The organism is Streptomyces sp. NPDC013157, from assembly GCF_042899865.1.
Taxonomy (GTDB): domain Bacteria; phylum Actinomycetota; class Actinomycetes; order Streptomycetales; family Streptomycetaceae; genus Streptomyces.
In genome coordinates this window covers 629,317-647,301 of the sequence record NZ_JBIBAK010000003.1, presented here as the reverse complement: position 1 = coordinate 647,301, position 17,985 = coordinate 629,317, and the positions used below count along the sequence as shown (strand labels likewise).

General features: G+C 70.5%; 17 protein-coding genes. 7 read left to right on the top strand and 10 right to left on the bottom strand.

Translation table 11 applies throughout. The features are described 5' to 3' along the window. Positions 1 to 37: 37 nt before the first annotated feature. The 6 genes from ACFY6U_RS13075 to ACFY6U_RS13050 all read left to right on the top strand — a co-directional run bounded on the left by ACFY6U_RS13075 (position 38) and on the right by ACFY6U_RS13050 (position 4,706). A complete protein-coding gene (locus ACFY6U_RS13075) occupies positions 38 to 739 on the top strand; it encodes a LuxR C-terminal-related transcriptional regulator (protein WP_390037503.1) in 702 nt (233 codons plus the stop codon). Between the two features lie 372 nt (positions 740 to 1,111). Then, positions 1,112 to 1,987 (top strand): MFS transporter, encoded by an 876-nt coding sequence (locus ACFY6U_RS13070; protein ID WP_390037501.1) that lies wholly within the window; start codon positions 1,112 to 1,114, stop codon positions 1,985 to 1,987. Between the two features lie 20 nt (positions 1,988 to 2,007). Next, entirely contained in the window at positions 2,008 to 2,829 is an 822-nt protein-coding gene (locus tag ACFY6U_RS13065; RefSeq protein WP_390037499.1) for a transketolase, read from the top strand. Between the two features lie 297 nt (positions 2,830 to 3,126). Next, entirely contained in the window at positions 3,127 to 3,900 is a 774-nt protein-coding gene (locus tag ACFY6U_RS13060) for a transketolase family protein (RefSeq protein WP_390037497.1), read from the top strand. 39 nt (positions 3,901 to 3,939) lie between these two features. Next, positions 3,940 to 4,518: an SDR family NAD(P)-dependent oxidoreductase gene (locus ACFY6U_RS13055; RefSeq protein WP_390037495.1), complete on the top strand. Its 579-nt coding sequence runs from the start codon at positions 3,940 to 3,942 to the stop codon at positions 4,516 to 4,518. Beyond that, complete coding sequence (locus ACFY6U_RS13050; protein WP_390037493.1) at positions 4,413 to 4,706, top strand: SDR family oxidoreductase; 294 nt, start codon at positions 4,413 to 4,415, stop codon at positions 4,704 to 4,706. The genes ACFY6U_RS13055 and ACFY6U_RS13050 overlap by 106 nt, the downstream gene beginning before the upstream one ends. A 541-nt stretch (positions 4,707 to 5,247) precedes the next feature. Here ACFY6U_RS13050 and ACFY6U_RS13045 read toward each other — a convergent pair. The 8 genes from ACFY6U_RS13045 to ACFY6U_RS13010 form a co-directional block, all read right to left on the bottom strand. After that, the gene (locus ACFY6U_RS13045) at positions 5,248 to 6,021 is read right to left on the bottom strand and encodes an SDR family NAD(P)-dependent oxidoreductase (protein ID WP_390037491.1); all 774 of its coding nucleotides are present in this window, start codon (positions 6,019 to 6,021) and stop codon (positions 5,248 to 5,250) included. Positions 6,022 to 6,351: 330 nt separating this feature from the next. After that, positions 6,352 to 6,822 (bottom strand): flavin reductase family protein, encoded by a 471-nt coding sequence (locus ACFY6U_RS13040; RefSeq protein WP_390037489.1) that lies wholly within the window; start codon positions 6,820 to 6,822, stop codon positions 6,352 to 6,354. Between the two features lie 169 nt (positions 6,823 to 6,991). Next, positions 6,992 to 8,215 carry an acyl-CoA dehydrogenase family protein gene (locus ACFY6U_RS13035; protein ID WP_390037488.1) on the bottom strand — a complete coding sequence of 408 codons (1,224 nt, stop codon included), beginning with the start codon at positions 8,213 to 8,215 and terminating at the stop codon, positions 6,992 to 6,994. A gap of 265 nt (positions 8,216 to 8,480) precedes the next feature. Then, positions 8,481 to 9,842 (bottom strand): PucR family transcriptional regulator, encoded by a 1,362-nt coding sequence (locus tag ACFY6U_RS13030; protein WP_390037486.1) that lies wholly within the window; start codon positions 9,840 to 9,842, stop codon positions 8,481 to 8,483. A gap of 202 nt (positions 9,843 to 10,044) precedes the next feature. Continuing rightward, positions 10,045 to 10,440 carry a tautomerase family protein gene (locus ACFY6U_RS13025; protein ID WP_390037484.1) on the bottom strand — a complete coding sequence of 132 codons (396 nt, stop codon included), beginning with the start codon at positions 10,438 to 10,440 and terminating at the stop codon, positions 10,045 to 10,047. Positions 10,441 to 10,468: 28 nt separating this feature from the next. Then, the gene (locus tag ACFY6U_RS13020) at positions 10,469 to 11,971 is read right to left on the bottom strand and encodes a CoA-acylating methylmalonate-semialdehyde dehydrogenase (RefSeq protein ID WP_390037482.1); all 1,503 of its coding nucleotides are present in this window, start codon (positions 11,969 to 11,971) and stop codon (positions 10,469 to 10,471) included. 34 nt (positions 11,972 to 12,005) lie between these two features. Continuing rightward, complete coding sequence (locus ACFY6U_RS13015) at positions 12,006 to 12,968, bottom strand: dihydrodipicolinate synthase family protein (RefSeq protein WP_390037480.1); 963 nt, start codon at positions 12,966 to 12,968, stop codon at positions 12,006 to 12,008. A gap of 44 nt (positions 12,969 to 13,012) precedes the next feature. Then, complete coding sequence (locus ACFY6U_RS13010; RefSeq protein WP_390037478.1) at positions 13,013 to 14,098, bottom strand: urea transporter; 1,086 nt, start codon at positions 14,096 to 14,098, stop codon at positions 13,013 to 13,015. Positions 14,099 to 14,205: 107 nt separating this feature from the next. On the opposite strand from ACFY6U_RS13010, the gene ACFY6U_RS13005 reads away from it, so the two are divergent. Beyond that, positions 14,206 to 15,228 (top strand): Lrp/AsnC family transcriptional regulator, encoded by a 1,023-nt coding sequence (locus ACFY6U_RS13005; protein WP_390037476.1) that lies wholly within the window; start codon positions 14,206 to 14,208, stop codon positions 15,226 to 15,228. Positions 15,229 to 15,578: 350 nt separating this feature from the next. On the opposite strand, the gene ACFY6U_RS13000 is transcribed toward ACFY6U_RS13005, so the two are convergent. Both ACFY6U_RS13000 and ACFY6U_RS12995 read right to left on the bottom strand, forming a co-directional pair. After that, positions 15,579 to 17,204 (bottom strand): sensor histidine kinase, encoded by a 1,626-nt coding sequence (locus ACFY6U_RS13000; protein ID WP_390037474.1) that lies wholly within the window; start codon positions 17,202 to 17,204, stop codon positions 15,579 to 15,581. Further along, positions 17,201 to 17,899: a response regulator transcription factor gene (locus ACFY6U_RS12995; RefSeq protein WP_390037472.1), complete on the bottom strand. Its 699-nt coding sequence runs from the start codon at positions 17,897 to 17,899 to the stop codon at positions 17,201 to 17,203. The genes ACFY6U_RS13000 and ACFY6U_RS12995 overlap by 4 nt, the downstream gene beginning before the upstream one ends. Positions 17,900 to 17,985: the final 86 nt, after the last annotated feature.

The following is a 17,985-nucleotide window of genomic DNA, read 5'->3' as shown; positions in this document are numbered from 1 at the left end:
CGTCGCATCCCCCCACCCGGCAAGGAGAACGAGCGGAATGGCGTCCATACTCATCGTCAACGACCAATCTCTGCAGCGACTCGGCCTCCGCATGCTCCTGACCGCCCAGCCCGACCTGACCGTCGTCGGTGAAGCAGCCACCGGAGCCGAGGCGGTCCGCCTGAGCGCCGCGCTCCGTCCCGACGTCGTCCTGATGGCCACCTCTTCTCCAGGCGCGGACGGCATCGAGGCCATCCGACGCATCACCCGGCCCGTACGCCTTCTCCCCGACGCCCCCGACTCCGCCGGAGCAGTCCGGCTCCCGCCCCGCGTCCTGGTCCTGGCCTCAACCACCCATGAGGGACATGCCCCCGCCGCCCTGCGCGCCGGAGCCGGCGGATTCCTCCTCGACAACGCCGGCCTCGACCAACTCACCGCCGCCATCCGCGTCGTCGCCGCCGGAGACGCCGTCATCACCCCCGGCCTGACCCGCGCACTCATCGACGCCGTCCGCCAACCGCGCACACCTCACCCCGTCGAGCGGCACACCGGGTCCGACAGCTTCACAGGACGCGAACGCGATGTCCTCCTCGCCGTCGCCTCGGGCTGGTCCAACGCCGAGATCGCCGCCCGGTTGTCCATCGCCCCGACCACCGTCAAGTCTCACGTCAGCCACATCCTCGCCAAACTCCACGCCCGCTCCCGCGTCCAGGCAGTGACCTACGCCTACGAGTCCGGCCTGGTACGGCCGGCGGCCTGACATCCGAATCGGCGCCGGGGCCGTCCTGACGACTGCGTCTGGCCGCTTGACCCATCCGGCGTGAGGTGTTGCCGCTGCCGGGAAGGACCTGAGGGCAAGAATGGACGGCCCGGGAGAGTTCGCACAGCGTACGCACGGGCGCCGAGTCGGCGAGGCTGACCGGGCTGTTCCGCGAGCCGGCCGACCGACTGTTGATCCGTGTGCATCCCCGTGGTCTCACGTCCGTTCCATCATCCGCACCCGCCACGGCAACGACTACGGCAACGATCATCCCGTCGTCCATGGGCCCCTTCACGCACGAGCGAGGGGCCGGTGGCCTTTGTCGGTTACGACCTTGCGCGCGCTGGTGTTGCTCGACCCCTCCGCAGGTGTATGAGCCACTGCCGTCCGGGCGCCTCGGGCACCTTGACGCGCCCGCCAGGTCGTTGGTCAGGCGGCAGGCACACCCTGAACGACACCTGGGCCTGGCGCGTGCCGTTCCTGCTCAGCTCCGTCCTGATCGCGGTCGGCATCTTCATCCGGCTCAAGATCGACGAATCACCCCAGTTCGAAGCGCTCAAAGAGTCCGGCGAAGTCGTCAAGAACCCCTTGCTGGAGGTGATCCGGAAGGACTGGCGCAACGTCCTGCGGGCCCTCTGCCTGCGCATCACGGAGACCGCCGGGTACGCCGTCTCGGTCACCTTCGTGCTGTCCTACCTGGACGACGGCGACGCCCCCGACGTCTCGAGCACCACCACCCTCACCGCCCTGGTGACCGCCGCGGCCGTCGGCATCGCGGCCACCACGCTCTGGGGCCGTCTGTCGGACCGGATGGGTCGCCGCCCGGTCTATCTGATGGGCTGCGCGGTGAGCGTCGCCTGGGGCTTCCCGCTCTTCCTGTCTGCCAACACCGAAGCCGCGGCACTCGTCCTGATCGCCTTCCTGATCAGCTACGCCGTCTGCCAGAACTCCCTCGCCGGTGTCCAAGGAGCCTGGTTCTGCGAGCTGTTCGCGACCAGGACCCGTACCGCCGGAACCTCCCTGGCCTACCAACTGTCCGCTGTGGTCTCCGGGTTCACGCCGATGATCGCCACCGCGCTCTACTCCGCCACCGGTTGGACCGGGCCGGCGACTCTCTTCAGCTGTTACGGGCTGCTGGGCCTCGTCGCGACGCTGCTGACGCGCGAGACGTGGGGCGCCGACGAGCGCCGGGAAGCGGACCGTGCCCTGAACCCATCCGTCGAAGCCGCGCTCCCCGCCACCCCTTGACAGAGACGAGGATCAACGTGATGTCCACTCAGACACCCCGAACAGCGGTGCCGCCGACCCGGCGCGTCAACGCCCTGAAGGACTCCGCCCACCGCATCCGGATGCACGCGCTGGACATGGGGGAGACCCAGGGCCAGGGCTACATCGGACAGGCGCTGGGTGTGGCCGACATCCTGGCCGTCGTCTACCAGGACGTCCTCGACCACCGTCCCGCCGAGCCGGACTGGCCGCAGCGCGACCGGTTCCTGCTCTCGATCGGCCACTACGCGATCGCGCTGTACGCGGCGCTCGCGGAGGCCGGCGTGCTGGACGTCGGCGAACTCGCCACCTACGGCAGTGACGACTCGCGCCTGCCCATGTCGGGCATGGCCTCCTACACACCCGGCATGGAGATCTCCGGCGGCTCCCTGGGCCACGGCCTCGGCGTGGCCACCGGCATGGCGCTCGGACTGCGCCACCAAGGCGGCGACGCACGCGTGTACAACCTGCTCTCCGACGGCGAACTGGACGAGGGCTCCACCTGGGAGGCGGCGCTCGTCTGCGCCCACCACGGCCTGGACAACATCACCGCCATCGTCGACGTCAACGCCCTGCAGGCGGACGGCCCCACCATGGGCGTACTGCGCACCGAGCCGGTCACGGCCAAGTGGGAGGCGTTCGGCTGGCACGCCATCCGCGTGGACGGCAACGACATCGAGGCGCTCCTCGCCGCCTTCGACAGCCTGCGCGGGCACCGCGGATCGCCGGCCGTGGTCATCTGCGACACCCGGATCGGATGCGGCGTACCGATGCTGGAGACGCGCGAGAAGGCCCACTTCATGCGGGTCGAGGAGCACGAATGACAGCTCGCCCGCCACCAGTTGACGGAGCGTCACCACACCGCCGCCCAGAACGAGGGAACCGCCCGATGAGCTCTTCCGCGCCGACCCAGGCCCCGCAGCGCAAACTCACCACCTCCGCGATGATCGCCTCGATCGCCGAGGAGGGCCAGCGCACCACCAAGGCGCCCTTCGGACACGCGCTGGCCCGGCTCGCCGACGAACGACCCGACGTCGTCGGACTCTCCGCGGACCTCGCCAAGTACACCGACATGCACGTCTTCCGGGACAGCCCACCCCGGCCGCTTCTTCCAGATGGGCATGGCGGAACAGGTGATGCTGGGCGCGGCCGCGGGGCTGGCCGAGGTGGGCCTGACCCCGATCGCCTCCACCTACTCCGTCTTCGCCACCCGTCGCGCCTACGACTTCCTCTGCCTCGACATCGCCGAGCCGCGGCTGAACGTCAACGTCGTCGGCGCCCTGCCCGGCCTGACCACCGGCTACGGCCCCAGTCACCAGGCCACCGAGGACCTGGCCATCCTGCGGGGCATGCCCGGCCTGACGATCGTGGACCCCGCGGACTCCGTCGACATCGAACAGGCCGTCCCGGCCCTGGCCGCCCATCCCGGCCCCACCTACATGCGGCTGCTGCGCGGAGCCGTACCGACCGTCCTCGACGAGTACGACTACCGGTTCGAACTCGGCAAGGCGGCGGAACTGCGCGGTGGACGCGACGTCCTGTTCATCTCCACCGGCCTCATGACGGTACGGGCCCTGACCGCGGCCGAGGAACTCGCGCACGACCAGGTGGACGTCGCCGTTCTCCACGTACCGACGATCAAACCCTTCGACCGCGAAACGGTACTGCGGGAGACCGCCCGGGGACGCCTCGTGGTGACCCTCGAGAACCACAGTGTCATCGGAGGCCTCGCCGAGTCCGTGGCCTCCTGCCTGGCCTTCGCCCAGCAGACGGCACGCATCATCCCGATCGGGCTGCCGGACGAGTTCCTCGCCGCGGGCGCGCTGCCGACGCTCCACGACCGCTACGGCCTCTCCGTCGCGGCGATCAAGGAACGCGTCCGTCGCGAACTCTGAACCCGTCCACTCCACTTCCCCCCTTCTCAGGAGCACCGCATGGCCACCGACCCCACCCCTCGCACCGCCGTCATCACCGGCGCAGGCTCCCGCCGCGGCATCGGCCGCGCGACCGCACACGCCCTGGCAGCTGCCGGCTACCACATCGCCGTCCTCGACCTGGACAAGGAGGCCGCCGAGGACACCGCCCGGGAAGTCACCGTCCGGCACGGCGTGGAAGCCCTGGGCCTTCCGGCGGACGTCACCGACGCCGACGCCGTCGACGCCGCCATCGGGGCGGTCGAAGCGGCGCTGCCGCCGGTCGGCGCCCTGGTCAACAACGCGGGGATCACGTCCCCGACCCGCTTCCTCGACGTCACGCCCGCCGAGTGGGACCGGATCCTCGAGGTCAACGTCCGCGGGAGCTTCCTGGTGACCCACCGGGTGGCCGGCGGGATGGCCGAGCGCGGGTTCGGCCGCATCGTCTTCCTGTCGTCCGTCTCGGCCGAGCGCGGGGGCGGGGTTTTCGGGGAGTGGCCTACTCTGCGGCCAAGGCCGCCCTGCTGGGCTTCGCCAAGGCGCTCGCCCGCGAACTCGGCCCGTCCGGAGTCACGGTCAACTCCGTCGCCCCGGGCCTGATCGACACCGACATCACCCAGGGCAAGCTGGACGAGGAGCGCAAGGCGGCGATGATCGCGGATGTTCCGGTCCGCCGCATCGGCGCGGTCGAGGACGTGGCCGACGTCATCGCCTTCCTGGCCCGGCCGGAGTCCGGCTACCTCACCGGCGTGACGTACGACGTCAACGGCGGATCCCACATCCACTGACCGAGCCCCCGACCGGGGACGGCCGACCCGCGGATCACGTGCGCAGCTCCCGGCCGGCGGTCGCCAGGGCAAGGCCGTTCGGCCGGCTCCGGTGCGATGGTGGAGAACCGTTCGCGCCGACCCGGATCGCCGCACGCCGGCCGGGACGACGCGGCACTCACTCCGGGCTGAGCCGGTCGGTCGCCGAGGGCGTCATGGAACGGGCTCCCAGGCCGAGAAGGGGCGCCAGCCGCCCACGAGGGCCCGCAGCCCCGGCCCGATCGCCTGCTTCGACTTCGCTGTCAGGGTCCGCCTGGTGGCCGTGGAACAGGTGAGGAACTTCGACTCGGGTCTCGGGCCAGGTGCGCGGAGATCTTCCCCTGGGCGAGCCCCTTTGCGGACGGCGAGAGCGCCATCTCGTCCACGCCGGACAGGCGACGCTGATGCTTGTTTCGCGGTCTGTGGATCAGGCCTCGAGACCAGCGGCGCCCCTGCGGCCGGCCGGGACCGGCGCAGCAGAAACCCATCGCTGGTCCGGCTCCGGGCGGCCACTGCGCTGCGGTTACGCGGTGGCGTCGGCCTGTGGGGTGAACGCGGGGACAGCGGCCTTCGGGGTCAGCTCCACCGGGTAAGCCTGCTCGACGCGGTCACGCCGGGTGTACATGTCCCAGTAGAGCCCGGCGAGTTCGTCCGGGTGGACGACGGGGAACTCCACGCCGTTGTCCGGAAGCTCGATGTCACCCTTGGCGGTTGCCTCGGCCGCCTCGCTGCCGGTGATCACGGCGGCGATGGTGAGGGTGCCGGCGTAGACGCCGGTACCGGCGAGTTCGCCGTTGAGCGAGTACACGTAGTTGCGGGCGGCGGACATCACCGGGCCCGGGCCGCTGAGGTGAGGCACACCCTGCACGGCCGAGTAGCCGGTCGTCATCAGGAGGGCGCCATCGCCGCGGTCCGTCATCTCCGGCAGTACGGAGCGGAACAACTCCACCGGGGTCAGGAGGAGCACCCGGGAGATCCCCTCCAGAGTGGCCGCGTCCAGCTGGGTGGCCGGGGTGAAGGTCAGGTCGCCGCCGATCGGCCCGTACTCGACGACGTCGATCCGGCCGAAGTGGCCGCGGATGGCGTCCACCAGGGCGGGAACCCCGGCGGGGTCGGACAGGTCGGCGGGGAAGGCGGCGGCCTCGACGCCCTCGTCGGTGAGTTGTGCGACGAGAGCGTCGAGCCGCTCCTTGCGGCGGGCCACCAGAGCGAGGCGGAAACCTTCCCGGCCGAAGCGGCGGGCGACGGACAGGCCCAGGCCGGTACCGGCACCGAAGACGGCGATCACTTTGGACATAAGAGTTCCTCAAGAAGGTAGGGCGGTCCGTGAGGACCGGATGTGGCTGACGGGGTGTTTGCCGTTGCTGGCTTGTGGAGAGTGGCCGCCCGGTCCTCCGGGACATTCCCGTTCGTGCCCGTGGTCGGCTGGCCCGAGCCTTCACGGACGCGGCCCCCGATGGCCGGCGCCGGGGCGTCGCCTTCACTCTCGACAGCTGGCGCACCGAAGCCGCCCAGCCGGCCCTGCAACAAGCGCGCGAGGTGATGCGCAGCCTCAGCGGCGCGCCGTGAACCGCCGCAGCGGGAGCGAGCGGGTCCGTCGGAACCGGCACGGGGACCGCAGCCCGGGTCACGCAAGCTTCGAGCGATCATCGAGCCGGTGCCAGGACCGGGAGTGGTAGACGAGCGGGGCCGCCGCGGGCTCGGCCGTCCCCTCGGGGACGGCAGCCGACACCGCGTGGACGACGAAAACCGAGGCCTCTCCCGCCTCGATACGAGAGACCACCTTCCCTCGCACCCACGCCGGGGCCGCCGTGAAGACCGGTTCGCCCGTGGCCAACCGCGTCCAGGCACTCGTATCGGCGAAGCGGTCGACCCCACTGGTGGCCCCGAGCTGCGCGAGCCAGAGCTGGTCGCTGCCCACCATGTGGATGACGACGCTGTCAGCCTGCCGCAGGACCGCGCTGCTGGAGGCCCGTGAGGAGACGGAGAAGACGATCAGCGGCGGTTCGGCACTGACGGAGGCCAGTGAGCTGACCGTGATCGCGACCGGCCGCCCACCCAGGTCGGCGGTCACGACCGCGACGCCGGCGGGGTGCATCCGAAACGCTGACCTGAACGTCTCGGCCGGCAGTGACTCCGCCCGCTGGGCTGCGGTCAGGTGAATCGGGAGGTGAGCAGGCGAAGACATGGCGAATGTCGTCATGGCGGAAGTTCCTTTCGACGGGTCGAGTCGCGCCGTGGAGGTCGAGGGCCAGGCCCCGAGGACCTCAGAGCCGACCGACCTCCTCGGTGTCACGACCGACCAGGCTCAGGCCATAGACCTCCCGGTTCAGCAGGGGGTTGTTCAGGCCGTGGCCGCTGGCGACGGTCAGGTCACGCCAGACGCGCTGCAGCGGGTTGGACTGGGCGAAGCTGCTCGTGCCGACGATGTCGAGCATGAGCGTGATGGCCTGACGGAAGTTACGCGTCGCGATCTCGGAGTCGCCGCGGATCCGCGCCCGGGCCGCCGCGTCGAGGACCCGGCCTTCGCGGGCGGCGTCGTCCATCTCGTCGGCAGACCGGAGCAAGTGCATACTGCCCGCGTCGATCGCGACCCGTGCGTCGGCAAGGGCGAGGCGGTAGCTGGGGGCGTCCCGACGGTCCGCGTAGTTCCAGTAGCTGATAGGGCGGCCCTTGTCGATGTTCTCCATCGTGAAGTCCCAGGCCGCCTCAGCCATGCCCCACAGCGGACCGCACAGGCCGAGACAGGCCAGAGCGGACAGCGACGCCCGGTAGCTGCTCTCGTCCTCGTGCCAGATCGGGAAGACGGCCGTGCCCATGAACGTCTCGACGTCCAGGGTGCATCGATCCTCGACAAAGAGGTCCTCCGCCACCAGGGTGTTGCTGCCTGTCCCCGCCATGCCGACGACGTACCACGTGTCCTCGATCCGCATGTCGGCCAGCGGCATCAGCGCCCACCGCACCTCTGAGGGCTGCCCCTCCGCGTCGAGGACCAGGAACGCGTTCAGCGTCCACTGAGCCTGGTGACAGCCCGAGGCGAAGCCCCAATTGCCGTTGATGCGGTAACCACCGTCGACCTTCTCGGCGGTCCCGGCGGGCGCGAACTGGCTGACCGCGACGTTGCGGGGGTCCGGGCCGTACACCAGTTCGCGCACGTCGTCGGGGAAGAGGCCCATGCCGAACGCGGTCGTGTTGGCGATGAAGGCGACCCAGCCCGCGGACGAGTCCCCCCGCGAGATCTCCGCCGACAGCTCGATGAGCGTCCGGACGTCCCCGCCGGATCCGCCCGACCGGCGCGGCGTCAGGGCCTGGAACAACCCGGACTCGCGCAGGGCCCGTTCCGAGTTCTCGGCCAGACGGCGGTTGCGCTCGGACTCGTCGGCGTGCTCACGCAGGAGCGGCCGCAGGTCGCGAGCGGTCTGCAGGAGACGTTCGCGAACTTCGGCCTGCGCCTGCGGTCCAAAAGTCGTGACGTCATCGAGAGTCGTCATGAGGCCTCCTTGCCTCGGCGGCTCACCTGCCGAAGCAGTGGCCGGTGCTGTCGTCCTGCTGTTGATTGAAGTCCGCGCGTGATGCCGGTCTCTATGCCTGACCCGCCAAGGTTTCGACGCCGATTGGACCCAGGGTCCAAAACGGTGGCGTGATTCCCGGGCTCGCGGTCGAGCAGCGCGAGCCCGAGGCCGATGAGCCCGAACCTCCGGCACGGCGAAGAACCCGAAGGCCGTGCCGGCGTGCGGGATGCATGACTCGTGCCCGTCAGTGACCGGTGTCGTCCGGATCGGGAAACAGCTCCGCGAGGTGGAGCGCCGCGTGCAGTTCGAGCTGGGAGTCCCTGACGGAGCGGCCCAGGAGTTCCTCGGCCCGCTTGACCCGGTAGATGACCGTGTTCTTCGCGACCTGCAGCTCCCCGGCGGCCTCCTGCGGACTGCTGTGGCAGTCGAGATAGACCCGCACTGTCCGGCGGAGAACCCGCGTGGAAGCTGCGCTCGATCCCAGTGCGCCGAGTTCGTCCCGCACGAAACGAGCGGCTTTGTCGGGGGCCGCGATCAGCAGCGAGAGCAACCGGACCTCGTCGTACCGGACGACACTCGGGTCCGCCGTCGAGCGCATGATCAAAGCCCCGACCCGCGCCGCGTCGTGTGCCTCCTCGTGGGTGCGCCGGAAACCCTGGGCCCCTCGGTGAGGTGACGCCATGCCCACCATCACGTCGGACCCGCCGGGTAGCAGGGGCTTCTCACGCGGTGGCCGCGCCCGGAACGCTCCCCACGCCCACGCCTCGGTCCGGTCCACCGCCACCACCAGCTGAGCGTCCGCGCCGATGCGGCGCAGGAGGGACCGGGCCACGTGGTCCAGATGATCCGCGGTATGGCTCGTCGAGGTCGCGGGATGCAGCACCAGGCCGATGTGATACGCGTGGGTCAGGGGGTAGGCCAGCTGTCGGGACGCCGCGGCGACGGAGCCCTCACCCGCCAGCAGCGCCAGAACCGTCTCGTACCTGGCAGCGGCGCTGCTTCTCAGGAACCGCTCGTTCTCGACGGCGTACGACTCGGCGGTCATGGTGGCGAAGGTGTCGGCGAACTCGAAGAGCACATGAGACACGTGCTCGAGTGAAGCCGCGAGAGCCGGGAGCGGCACCAGGGAGCGGCAGCCGCCCATGAAGTGGTCGGCCAGCTGCGAGTGGATCCTGCGCTGATGGGTGAGGAGCAGGTCGAGAGGAACCCGGCGGTGGACCAGGTCCACGATGTGCGCCTCCGCCTCGGGCGGGAGCTGGGCCGGTGGGTGGCCGTCGACCTCGATGGCGAGGAGGGTCGAGATGACGATCGACTCGATGGTGGAGCGCAGGACCTGCGGGCCTTTCGGGCCGGCGCCGGCCAGATTCGGGAATGCGTTGCCCTGGACGATGTCGGCCGCCACCGCGACCGCCCACGCGACCGGTGGGTCACCGACCTGGTCGGTCGCACGGCGTACCGTCTCGCGCGTGCAGGTGGGCTCCCCGGCGTCCACGGCCGGGCGCAACAGCCTCACCCACGCCCCGATGCGCTCGCCCAACCCCGCCTCCCGTCCCGGCCGTCCTGCGACCAGACCCTGCCGGTCCAGGTGATTCGACCTGACGGCCATCAGATGAATATGAAGATTGGACCATCTCGACGGCCCGTGCGCAGCATCCAGCAGAGCCCGGTCACCGGCACCCCCTACCTCGAGCCCGTCGGCGGACAGCGGACGTCCACGGAACGGCCCTCGCCATCCACGGACAGGGAAGCCGTCTTGCTGTGCGGGGGCCAAGTGCTGACCTGTCGCCCCGATCGCCTCATCCGCCTGTTCAGGCGGGGAGTTCTCCTGTCACGAACTGCGCGCGGCCGTGTCCGAAGGACCAGTCCTCCGCCCCGTTCTCGGTGATGGTGACGACCAGGTCGGAGGCCGCGAGTGCGCAGTCGCGGGCCAGGTTCGCGGCCAGCAGCTCGTAGAGCCGCTGCTTCTTCTCGGGGCTGCGCCTCTTGCTGACCACCCGAATGACCACCACCCGCGGTGTGCGGCGGATGCCGAGCCCGGTGTCCTGGACGACCAGGTGACCGGGGGCGTGGACGGTGACGATCTGGTAGCGGTCGCGGTCGGGGACCTCGAAGGCGTCGACCACCGCGGTGTGGACGGCGCCGAGCAGGGTTGTGATCTCGTCCGGGGTCCGGTTGTCGTGGATGTCGATGTAGATCAAGGGCATGGGACTCCCTCTTCGCCTCGATGACGGATCAGGCGTGGGTCGGAAAGCCGAGGTTCAGCCCGCGGTGGCTGTGATCCGGCCAGCGTTCGGTGACGGCCTTGTTCCGGGTGAAGAACTTCACGCCCTCTTCGCCGTAGGCGTGTGTGTCGCCGAAGAGCGAGGCCTTCCACCCGCCGAAGGAGTGGTAGGCGACCGGGACCGGGATCGGCACGTTGACACCGACCATGCCGACCTGGACCTCGCTGCGGAAGCGCCGGGCGGCACCGCCGTCGTTCGTGAAGATCGCGGTGCCGTTGCCGTAGGGGTTGGCGTTGATCAGCGCCAGTCCCTCGTCGTACGAGCCGACACGGACCACGCAGAGCACGGGGCCGAAGATCTCGTCGTCGTACACGCGCATCCCGGGCGCTACGTCGTCGAACAGGGTGGGGCCGAGCCAGAAGCCGGCGTCACGGTCGGCACCGGTGACGGGGTGCTCGCGGCCGTCCACGGCCAGGGTCGCGCCGTCGCAAAGTCCTGCTTCCAGGTACGACGCCACCTTGTCGCGGTGTGCGGCAGTGATCAGTGGCCCCATCTCTGATTCCCGGGCGTTGCCCGGACCGACCTGAACGCGCGCCATCCGTTCGCGGATGCGGCGGACCAGATCGTCACCGGCCGGGTCCACGGCGACGAGAACGGAGATCGCCATGCAGCGTTCACCGGCCGCGCCGAAACCCGCACTGACCGCGGCGTCGGCTGCCAGGTCGAGATCGGCGTCGGGCAGGACGAGCATGTGGTTCTTCGCGCCGCCGAGGGCTTGGACGCGCTTGCCGTGCCGGGTCCCGGTCTCGTAGACGTGCCGCGCCACCGGGGTCGAGCCGACGAACGAGACGGCTGCGATGTCAGGGTGCTCGAGCAGCCGGTCGACGGCGACCTTGTCGCCGTGTACGACGTTGAACACACCGTCCGGAAGGCCGGCCCGGTGCCAGAGGCCGGCCAGGAAATCGGCCGCCGACGGATCCTTCTCGCTGGGCTTGAGCACGACGGTGTTGCCGGCCGCTATCGCGATCGGGAAGAACCACAGCGGCACCATCGCCGGGAAGTTGAACGGGGAGATGACGGCGACCGGGCCCAGGGCCTGCCGGAAGGAGTAGACATCGATCCCGGTCGAAGCCTGCTCGCTGAAGTCTCCCTTGAGCAGCTGCGGTATGCCGCAGGCGAGGTCGACGACCTCAAGGCCACGGGCGATCTCGCCGAGCGCGTCCGAGTGCACCTTGCCGTGCTCGCCGACGATGATCGAAGCCAGCTCGTCCGCGTGGGTGTCGAGCAGCTCGCGGAACCGGAACAGGATGGCTGACCGCTTCGCGATCGACACCCGCTGCCAGGTCGTGAACGCCTCGGCCGCCGCCGCGACGGCGTGGTCGACCTCGTCGGCCGAGGCGAGTGCCACGTGGGCGGTCACCTCCCCGGTCGCCGGGTTGTGGACCTCGCCGGAGCGCGAGGAGGTGCCGGCCCGTGAGCGACCGTTGATCCAGTGGGTGATGGTGTGCGTCATCGAGCGGGTGTCCCTTTGTCGCGGGGGGCATGGGTCAGGAAGAGGCCGGTCCGGCGACGGCCTGGGTCGCCGCGGCGAGGTCTCGGTCGAACTCGTCGCGCTGAGCGGGGCTCAGTTCGGCCAGGTGGGGGCGTACCGGTCCACCGGCCATGCCGACGGCTTCGCACCAGCGCTTGAGTGCCGCGTTCGGCATCGCGCCGTGCTCGAGCGGGCCGATGATCCACTTGCGGTAGACCGCGCGCAGCGGTGCCAGCGAGTCGTACCGCTGCCTGGCCAGGTCATGGTGGCCCGCCAGGTACAGGTCGACGTACTCGCGGATCGGCCGGTCGTGCGCCGACTGGTAGAGGTAGCCCTCGGGATCGCAGTAGAGGACCCGCTGACCGAACTGGGTCATGTTGGTGAAGAAGTGCTCTTCGAGGGGGTCGGAGACGAGCACGTGGGTCCCGGCCGCGATCTCCCGGAGCCGGTTGTTCTCGGCGTCGGTGGCGGTCGTCTTCAGAATGCGCACGTTCTCGATCCGGCACAGCTGCGCGAAGGCCCCTGGGGTGAGGAGGCTTTCGCGGCTGCCGTCGCGACCGGGGTTGAACAGGATGTACGGCATGTCGACCGCGCCGATCACCGCGGTCAGCGACTCGACAAGCTCGCCGTCCCCGGGTGAGTCCGCGGGTATGCTCAGCACGGCGTGCGTGGCTCCGACCCGCTGGGCGTGCCGGGTGTAGTCCAGGGTCTCCTCGGGTGTCCGGCCGCTGGTGACCGGGCTGATCATGACGCGTCCGGCGCCGGCCTCGACGATCGTCTCGAGCGCCGCCTTGCGCTCGTCGGGGCCCAGCGCCCACACCTCGCCCATCAGGCCGTTGCAGTAGACGCCGTCCAGACCCGCTTCGACGCATTTCTCGACGTTGATCCGGAGACCGGCGTGATCCACCTCGCCGTTGGCGAGGAACGGCGTGGGCAGTGCGACCCAGAGGTCGATGTGGTCAGCGGGCGTGTCGGTCACGACGGCTTCCTTCGTAGGTTGGTGGGGCTGGCTGGGGCGGGTCGTCACGCGGCTTGCGCCAATGGCGTCGAAGCCGTGCGCTGCGCACCGCCGGCGAAGAGGACGAGGATGGTGACGAGGCAGTAGGGCAGGGAGAACGCCGCCGGCGGCGCCCAGGCGGTGACCACGGGAGTCAGGGCGGCCAGGAAGACCGCGCTGGCGGCGGCAGCGGCCACGCCGATCAGGTAGGAGCGGATCGAGGGGCGCAGGAACACCGCGCCCAGCGCGGCGCAGGTGAGGAATCCGCTGACCCCGGGCACGCCGAGGTAGACGCGGAAGCCGTCCATGCCCAGCGCCATCGAGGTCAGCACGGCGGTCGCCGAGCCGAGCACCGCGAGCACGGCGATCCGACGCGAACAGAGCACCAGGCCGGCGAGGATCAGGTAGCCGCCGAGGTTGCTGTCGAGGAAGAACAGCTGACCGATCCCGTGGAGCACCGCCTCGTAGACGTTGGCCAGAGAGTTCGCGCCAGGGCCCTCGGGGGCTGCGCGCAGCACGGTGTTGACGTGGTCGACGGCGCCGACGTTCTTGGCGGACACCAGCGGACCGGCGTGCCCGCGCGAGCTGTGCAGCAGTGCGATCAGCAGGAAGGTGAGCACGAGGTTGAACGGCAGCGCGGTCGGGCGCACGTTCCACGTCTTGAGCAGGGTCACCACGAGTGCCGCCATCACCAGGGTCGTCAGCGCCGCGCCGACGACGACGTAGCCGAGGACCGCGAGATTCCACTGGGGACCGAGGAAGGCGACCAGGCCCGTGGCCACCAGGGCCCCGTTGTAGCCGTAGAGACCGGCGCCGATGTGTGCGCGGTCGAGGCCGAAGAACTCGGCGGTCGCCGTCGCGGCGAGCACGCCGACCGCCGCGGCCACACCGACCCACGGTGAGAACGTCGCGATCGCGGCCAGGAAGAACAGGCCGCCGACGGGGTTGTCGACCAGCCCTCCCTGGCCGATCCCGCGCAGGCAGGAATCGAGGAACCGCAGCCAGGGTCGGCGGTCCGTGGCCGCGCGGAGTGAGGGCATCGTGCCGGTCACCGCCTCGCGGGCGATCGTGGTGAAGGAGAGTGCGGCTGTGCCGTCGGCGGTGCTTGCCATGGTTCGTCTCCGGGGATCGAGTGAGAACGCCGTGCTACGCGGGGGTGGCCGCGGCGTATCGATGCCGCCAAAGACTCGCTGCGCCTGGCGCAAACCGGCAATGACTGATGGCAAGATCGCGAATCTGGCCATATTGTTGGCCGATGACGCTCGATGCTCTGGACCGGCGGATCGTCGGGGCGCTGCAGATCGACGGACGAGCCCCATGGCGCCTGATCGCGGACGCGCTCGGCGAGCCGGAACGCACGATCAGCCGACGGGGTACCGCTCTGCTGGAATCGGGCACCGTGGTGATCTCGGGATGGGAGACCCCCGGTACGGCCTCGATCCTGAGCATCAGCGGGACCGCCCACACGATCCGCCTCACCGCCACGGCGCTCGCGCACCGCCCCGACACGACGTTCACCTACACGCTGACCGGACCGGCCGACTGCGTGACTGAGGTGTGTACCGCTCCCGGTGCGCTCCCCACGCTGCTCCACGACGACCTGCCCGGAACGCCCGGCCTGGTCGCCATGTCGACACTGCCGGTGATGAAGTACTTCCGCACGGGCTTCCAGTGGCACCCAGGCCTCCTGCGGCCTCAAGAGATCGAAGCGTTGCGTCCCCTCGTCCCGCCACCGCAGTCGGCGGACAGCGCACCGCAGGCGCTCAGCAGCGCCGACCGAGCGCTCGCGCAGGCCGTGGCAGAGGACGGCCGCATCCCGACCGACCGGCTGGCGCGCCTGCTCGGCGTCGCCGAATCCACGGCGCGCCGACGGCTCGAGGCGCTACGACGCGACGGTCGGCTGACGATTCGCGCGGTGGTGGAACCGCACCACCTCGGCCTCGGCACCGAGGCGGTGCTGTGGATCAAGGCCGGCCCGCATGACGTCGACCGGATCGGCGCCCTGCTCGCCGACGACTCGCGCATCCGGTACGCCGCCGCGATCATGGGCGAACACCAGTTGTTCGCCGACATCATCACCCGCGACCGTCGCGAGCTCTACGACTTCGTGACGAACTCTCCAGCACTGACCACCGCCCAGGCCGTTGACACCCGCCTGGTCGTCACCTCTTTCAAGCGCAGCGGCGTGCTTGCCCCCGTGCTCCGGCAACAACGCGCCGCGCCGAGCGGCCGATCCTCATGAGGCGGGCGAACTCCGGTTCAAGGGCAGCGCTCGCCCCGTGCGATCCGGCACGCCGATGCGGAGGCCGCGGCCGGTCCCGCCCCGCAGCGCCGGGAGTGGCCCAGCCCGACATGGGTCCAACCGGGCCACTTTCAGCCCCGTGAACAGTGCCTGGCGGACCCAGCACCGGAGGCACGGACCAGATCTGACGGCAGGGCCCGGCAAGAAGAGCCGTTCACCGTGCTGCAGGCAACCGGATGCCGAGCCGCCACGGGCCGACGCGGGTCACCGAGGTGTCGTTCCGGCCTCAGCCGATTCGCCGGGTGCTCCTGAGTGACCGCGCACCTGGTACGGGTCTGCGCAGCCGTCGGTCACTGCCGGCGAACCGCTGGTTCCGGCGGGCTTGCCGGCGTCGGCTGATCTGTGAGCCGAGAGAGCAGGATCCGGAAGGTGGCGCCCTCGCCGGGGGCCGATTCGACCTCGATGTGTCCGCCGTGAGCGGTGATCAGGGAGTGGACGATGGACAGGCCGAGGCCGGCGCCGCCGGTGGCACGGTTGCGTGAGGTGTCGGCGCGGTAGAAGCGTTCGAAGATACGGCCGCTCTGCTCCAGGGTGAGACCTGGTCCCTGGTCGGCGATCTCCAGGACGGCGTGGTCGCCGACCCTACCGACGCCGATCCGGAGGGGAGTTCCGGGTGGCGTGTGGGTGACGGCGTTGCCGACCAGGTTGGTGACGACCTGGCGCAGCCGGGCCTCGTCGGCGAGGGCCGGTGCGGGGGCGGGCGGGCCGTCGCCGGCCGGTCCGGTGAGCGTGACGGTGCGGGCCGGGTCCAGGGCGCGTACGTCGTGCAGGGCGTCGGCGGCGAGGGTGCGCAGGTCGGTGGGGGTGAGGTCGAGGTCCGGTGGGATGCCGGGCGCGTGCGAACGGGTGGGGCTTCCCGTGGTCTTCAGCGCGTGTTCGTCGAGGCGGGCCAGCTGGAGCATGTCCTCGACGAGCCGGGTGAGGCGTTCGGACTCGCGGGCGATGCGGTCCATCGTGGCGTCGACGTCCTCGCGTGCGGGAAGGGCGCCCATGCGGTGCAGGTCGGTCAGGCCCTTGATGCCGGCGAGCGGGGTGCGCAACTCGTGGCTGGCGTCGGCGACGAACCGGCTCATCCTCGCCTCGGACTCGGCGCGCGCGGCGAACGCGGTCTCCAACTGTCCCAGCATGCTGTTCAGCGCGGCGGCCAGACGTCCCAACTCCGTTCTTGGCCCGGCTAGTTCGGGGACCCTGCGGGACAGGTCACCGGCCGCGATCTCGGCGGCGGTCTGCTCGACGCGGGACAGCGGACGCAGCCCGGAGCGGACCGCGAACCAGCCCGCCACGGCCAGGACGAGGAGCAGGGCGAAGCCGGTGGTCCGGTAGTTCTCCCACATGCGGCCCACCGTGCCGTCCACCTGGTCCATCGACATGGCCACGACCACACTGCCGGAGGCCGCAGGGCTCGTCACCGTCGTCCCCGGCAGCGCGGCACGCGCGACTCTGGGCACAGCGATCACCCGCCAGCGTGCGTCGCTCTTCGTGCTGTCGACGGTGAAGGGGTGGCCGCCGTGGGCCTCGACCGCGGCCGTGTCCAGCCGGGGGAGTGCCGGACCATGAGCGCTGTTCGTCCGGTTCGCCCCTGCGAAGGAGTCGATGCTGCTCTCGACGGTGCCGGCCGCGGTGACATACGTGATGACGGGATTGCCGAGGACCTCCGTACCGAAGTCGGCGAAGTTCGCCGGCGGCGTCCGGTCGGCTCCGTTCTCCGCCACCGTAGGCGGCAGTACGGCGAGCACCTGCGCGGCGGCGCGGAGTTGGGCGTCGACCCGGTTCTCCATATAGCCGCGCAGGGCGTTTCCGGTGACCAGGGCGAACGCCGTGAAGCCGGCGGCCAGCAGGACGACGCACAAGAGCAGCACCCGGCTGCGCAGGGACCCGCGCACCCACAGCGCACGAACGCGACCCGGCCGGGTCACGTCTTCGCTCCGCGCAGCACGTAACCCACGCCGTGCACGGTGTGGATGAGCTTCGGACCACCGTTGTCGATCTTGCGGCGCAGATAGCTGATGTAGGTGTCGACGATGCCGGTGTCGCCGTTGAAGTCGTAGTCCCACACCCGCTGGAGGATCTGCGGCTTCGAGACCGTGCGCCCGGCGTTGGCCATCAGGTAGTGCAGCAGCCGGAACTCGGTGGGCGACAGACGCAGCGGCTCGCCCGCACGGGCCGCCTGGACGCCGTCCGGGTCGAGTTCCAGGTCGGCCACGCGCAGCAGCGCGGTGGGGTCGCCGCTGGTGCGGCGCAGCACGGCACGGATGCGCGCGATCAGCTCCTGGAGGTCGAACGGCTTGGTGACGTAGTCGTCGCCGCCCAGAACCAGGCCCTCGATCTTGTCCTGGGTCGCGTCACGGGCGGTGAGAAACACGACCGGGATGTGGCCCGTGCGGGGCACCGCGGCCGACCCGTACCGCTCACGCAGTCGGCGGATCACCTCGAAGCCGTCGAGGTCGGGAAGCATGACGTCCAGCAGGACGAGGTCGGGCGAGACCTCCTCCGCCCGGTCCAGGGCCTCCTGGCCGGTGCCGGCGGCGGCGACGGTGAAACCGGCGTGCCGCAGGGCCGCGCACAGCAGTTCCCGCACGGTGGGCTCGTCGTCGACGACCAGCAGGTTCACGCCGGTCGAGGCCGCTGCGCGGGGCTGGCCTACGAGGCCGGTGCCGGGTGGGGCAGAGCGCTCAACAGGGGTCAAAAGAGGCCTCC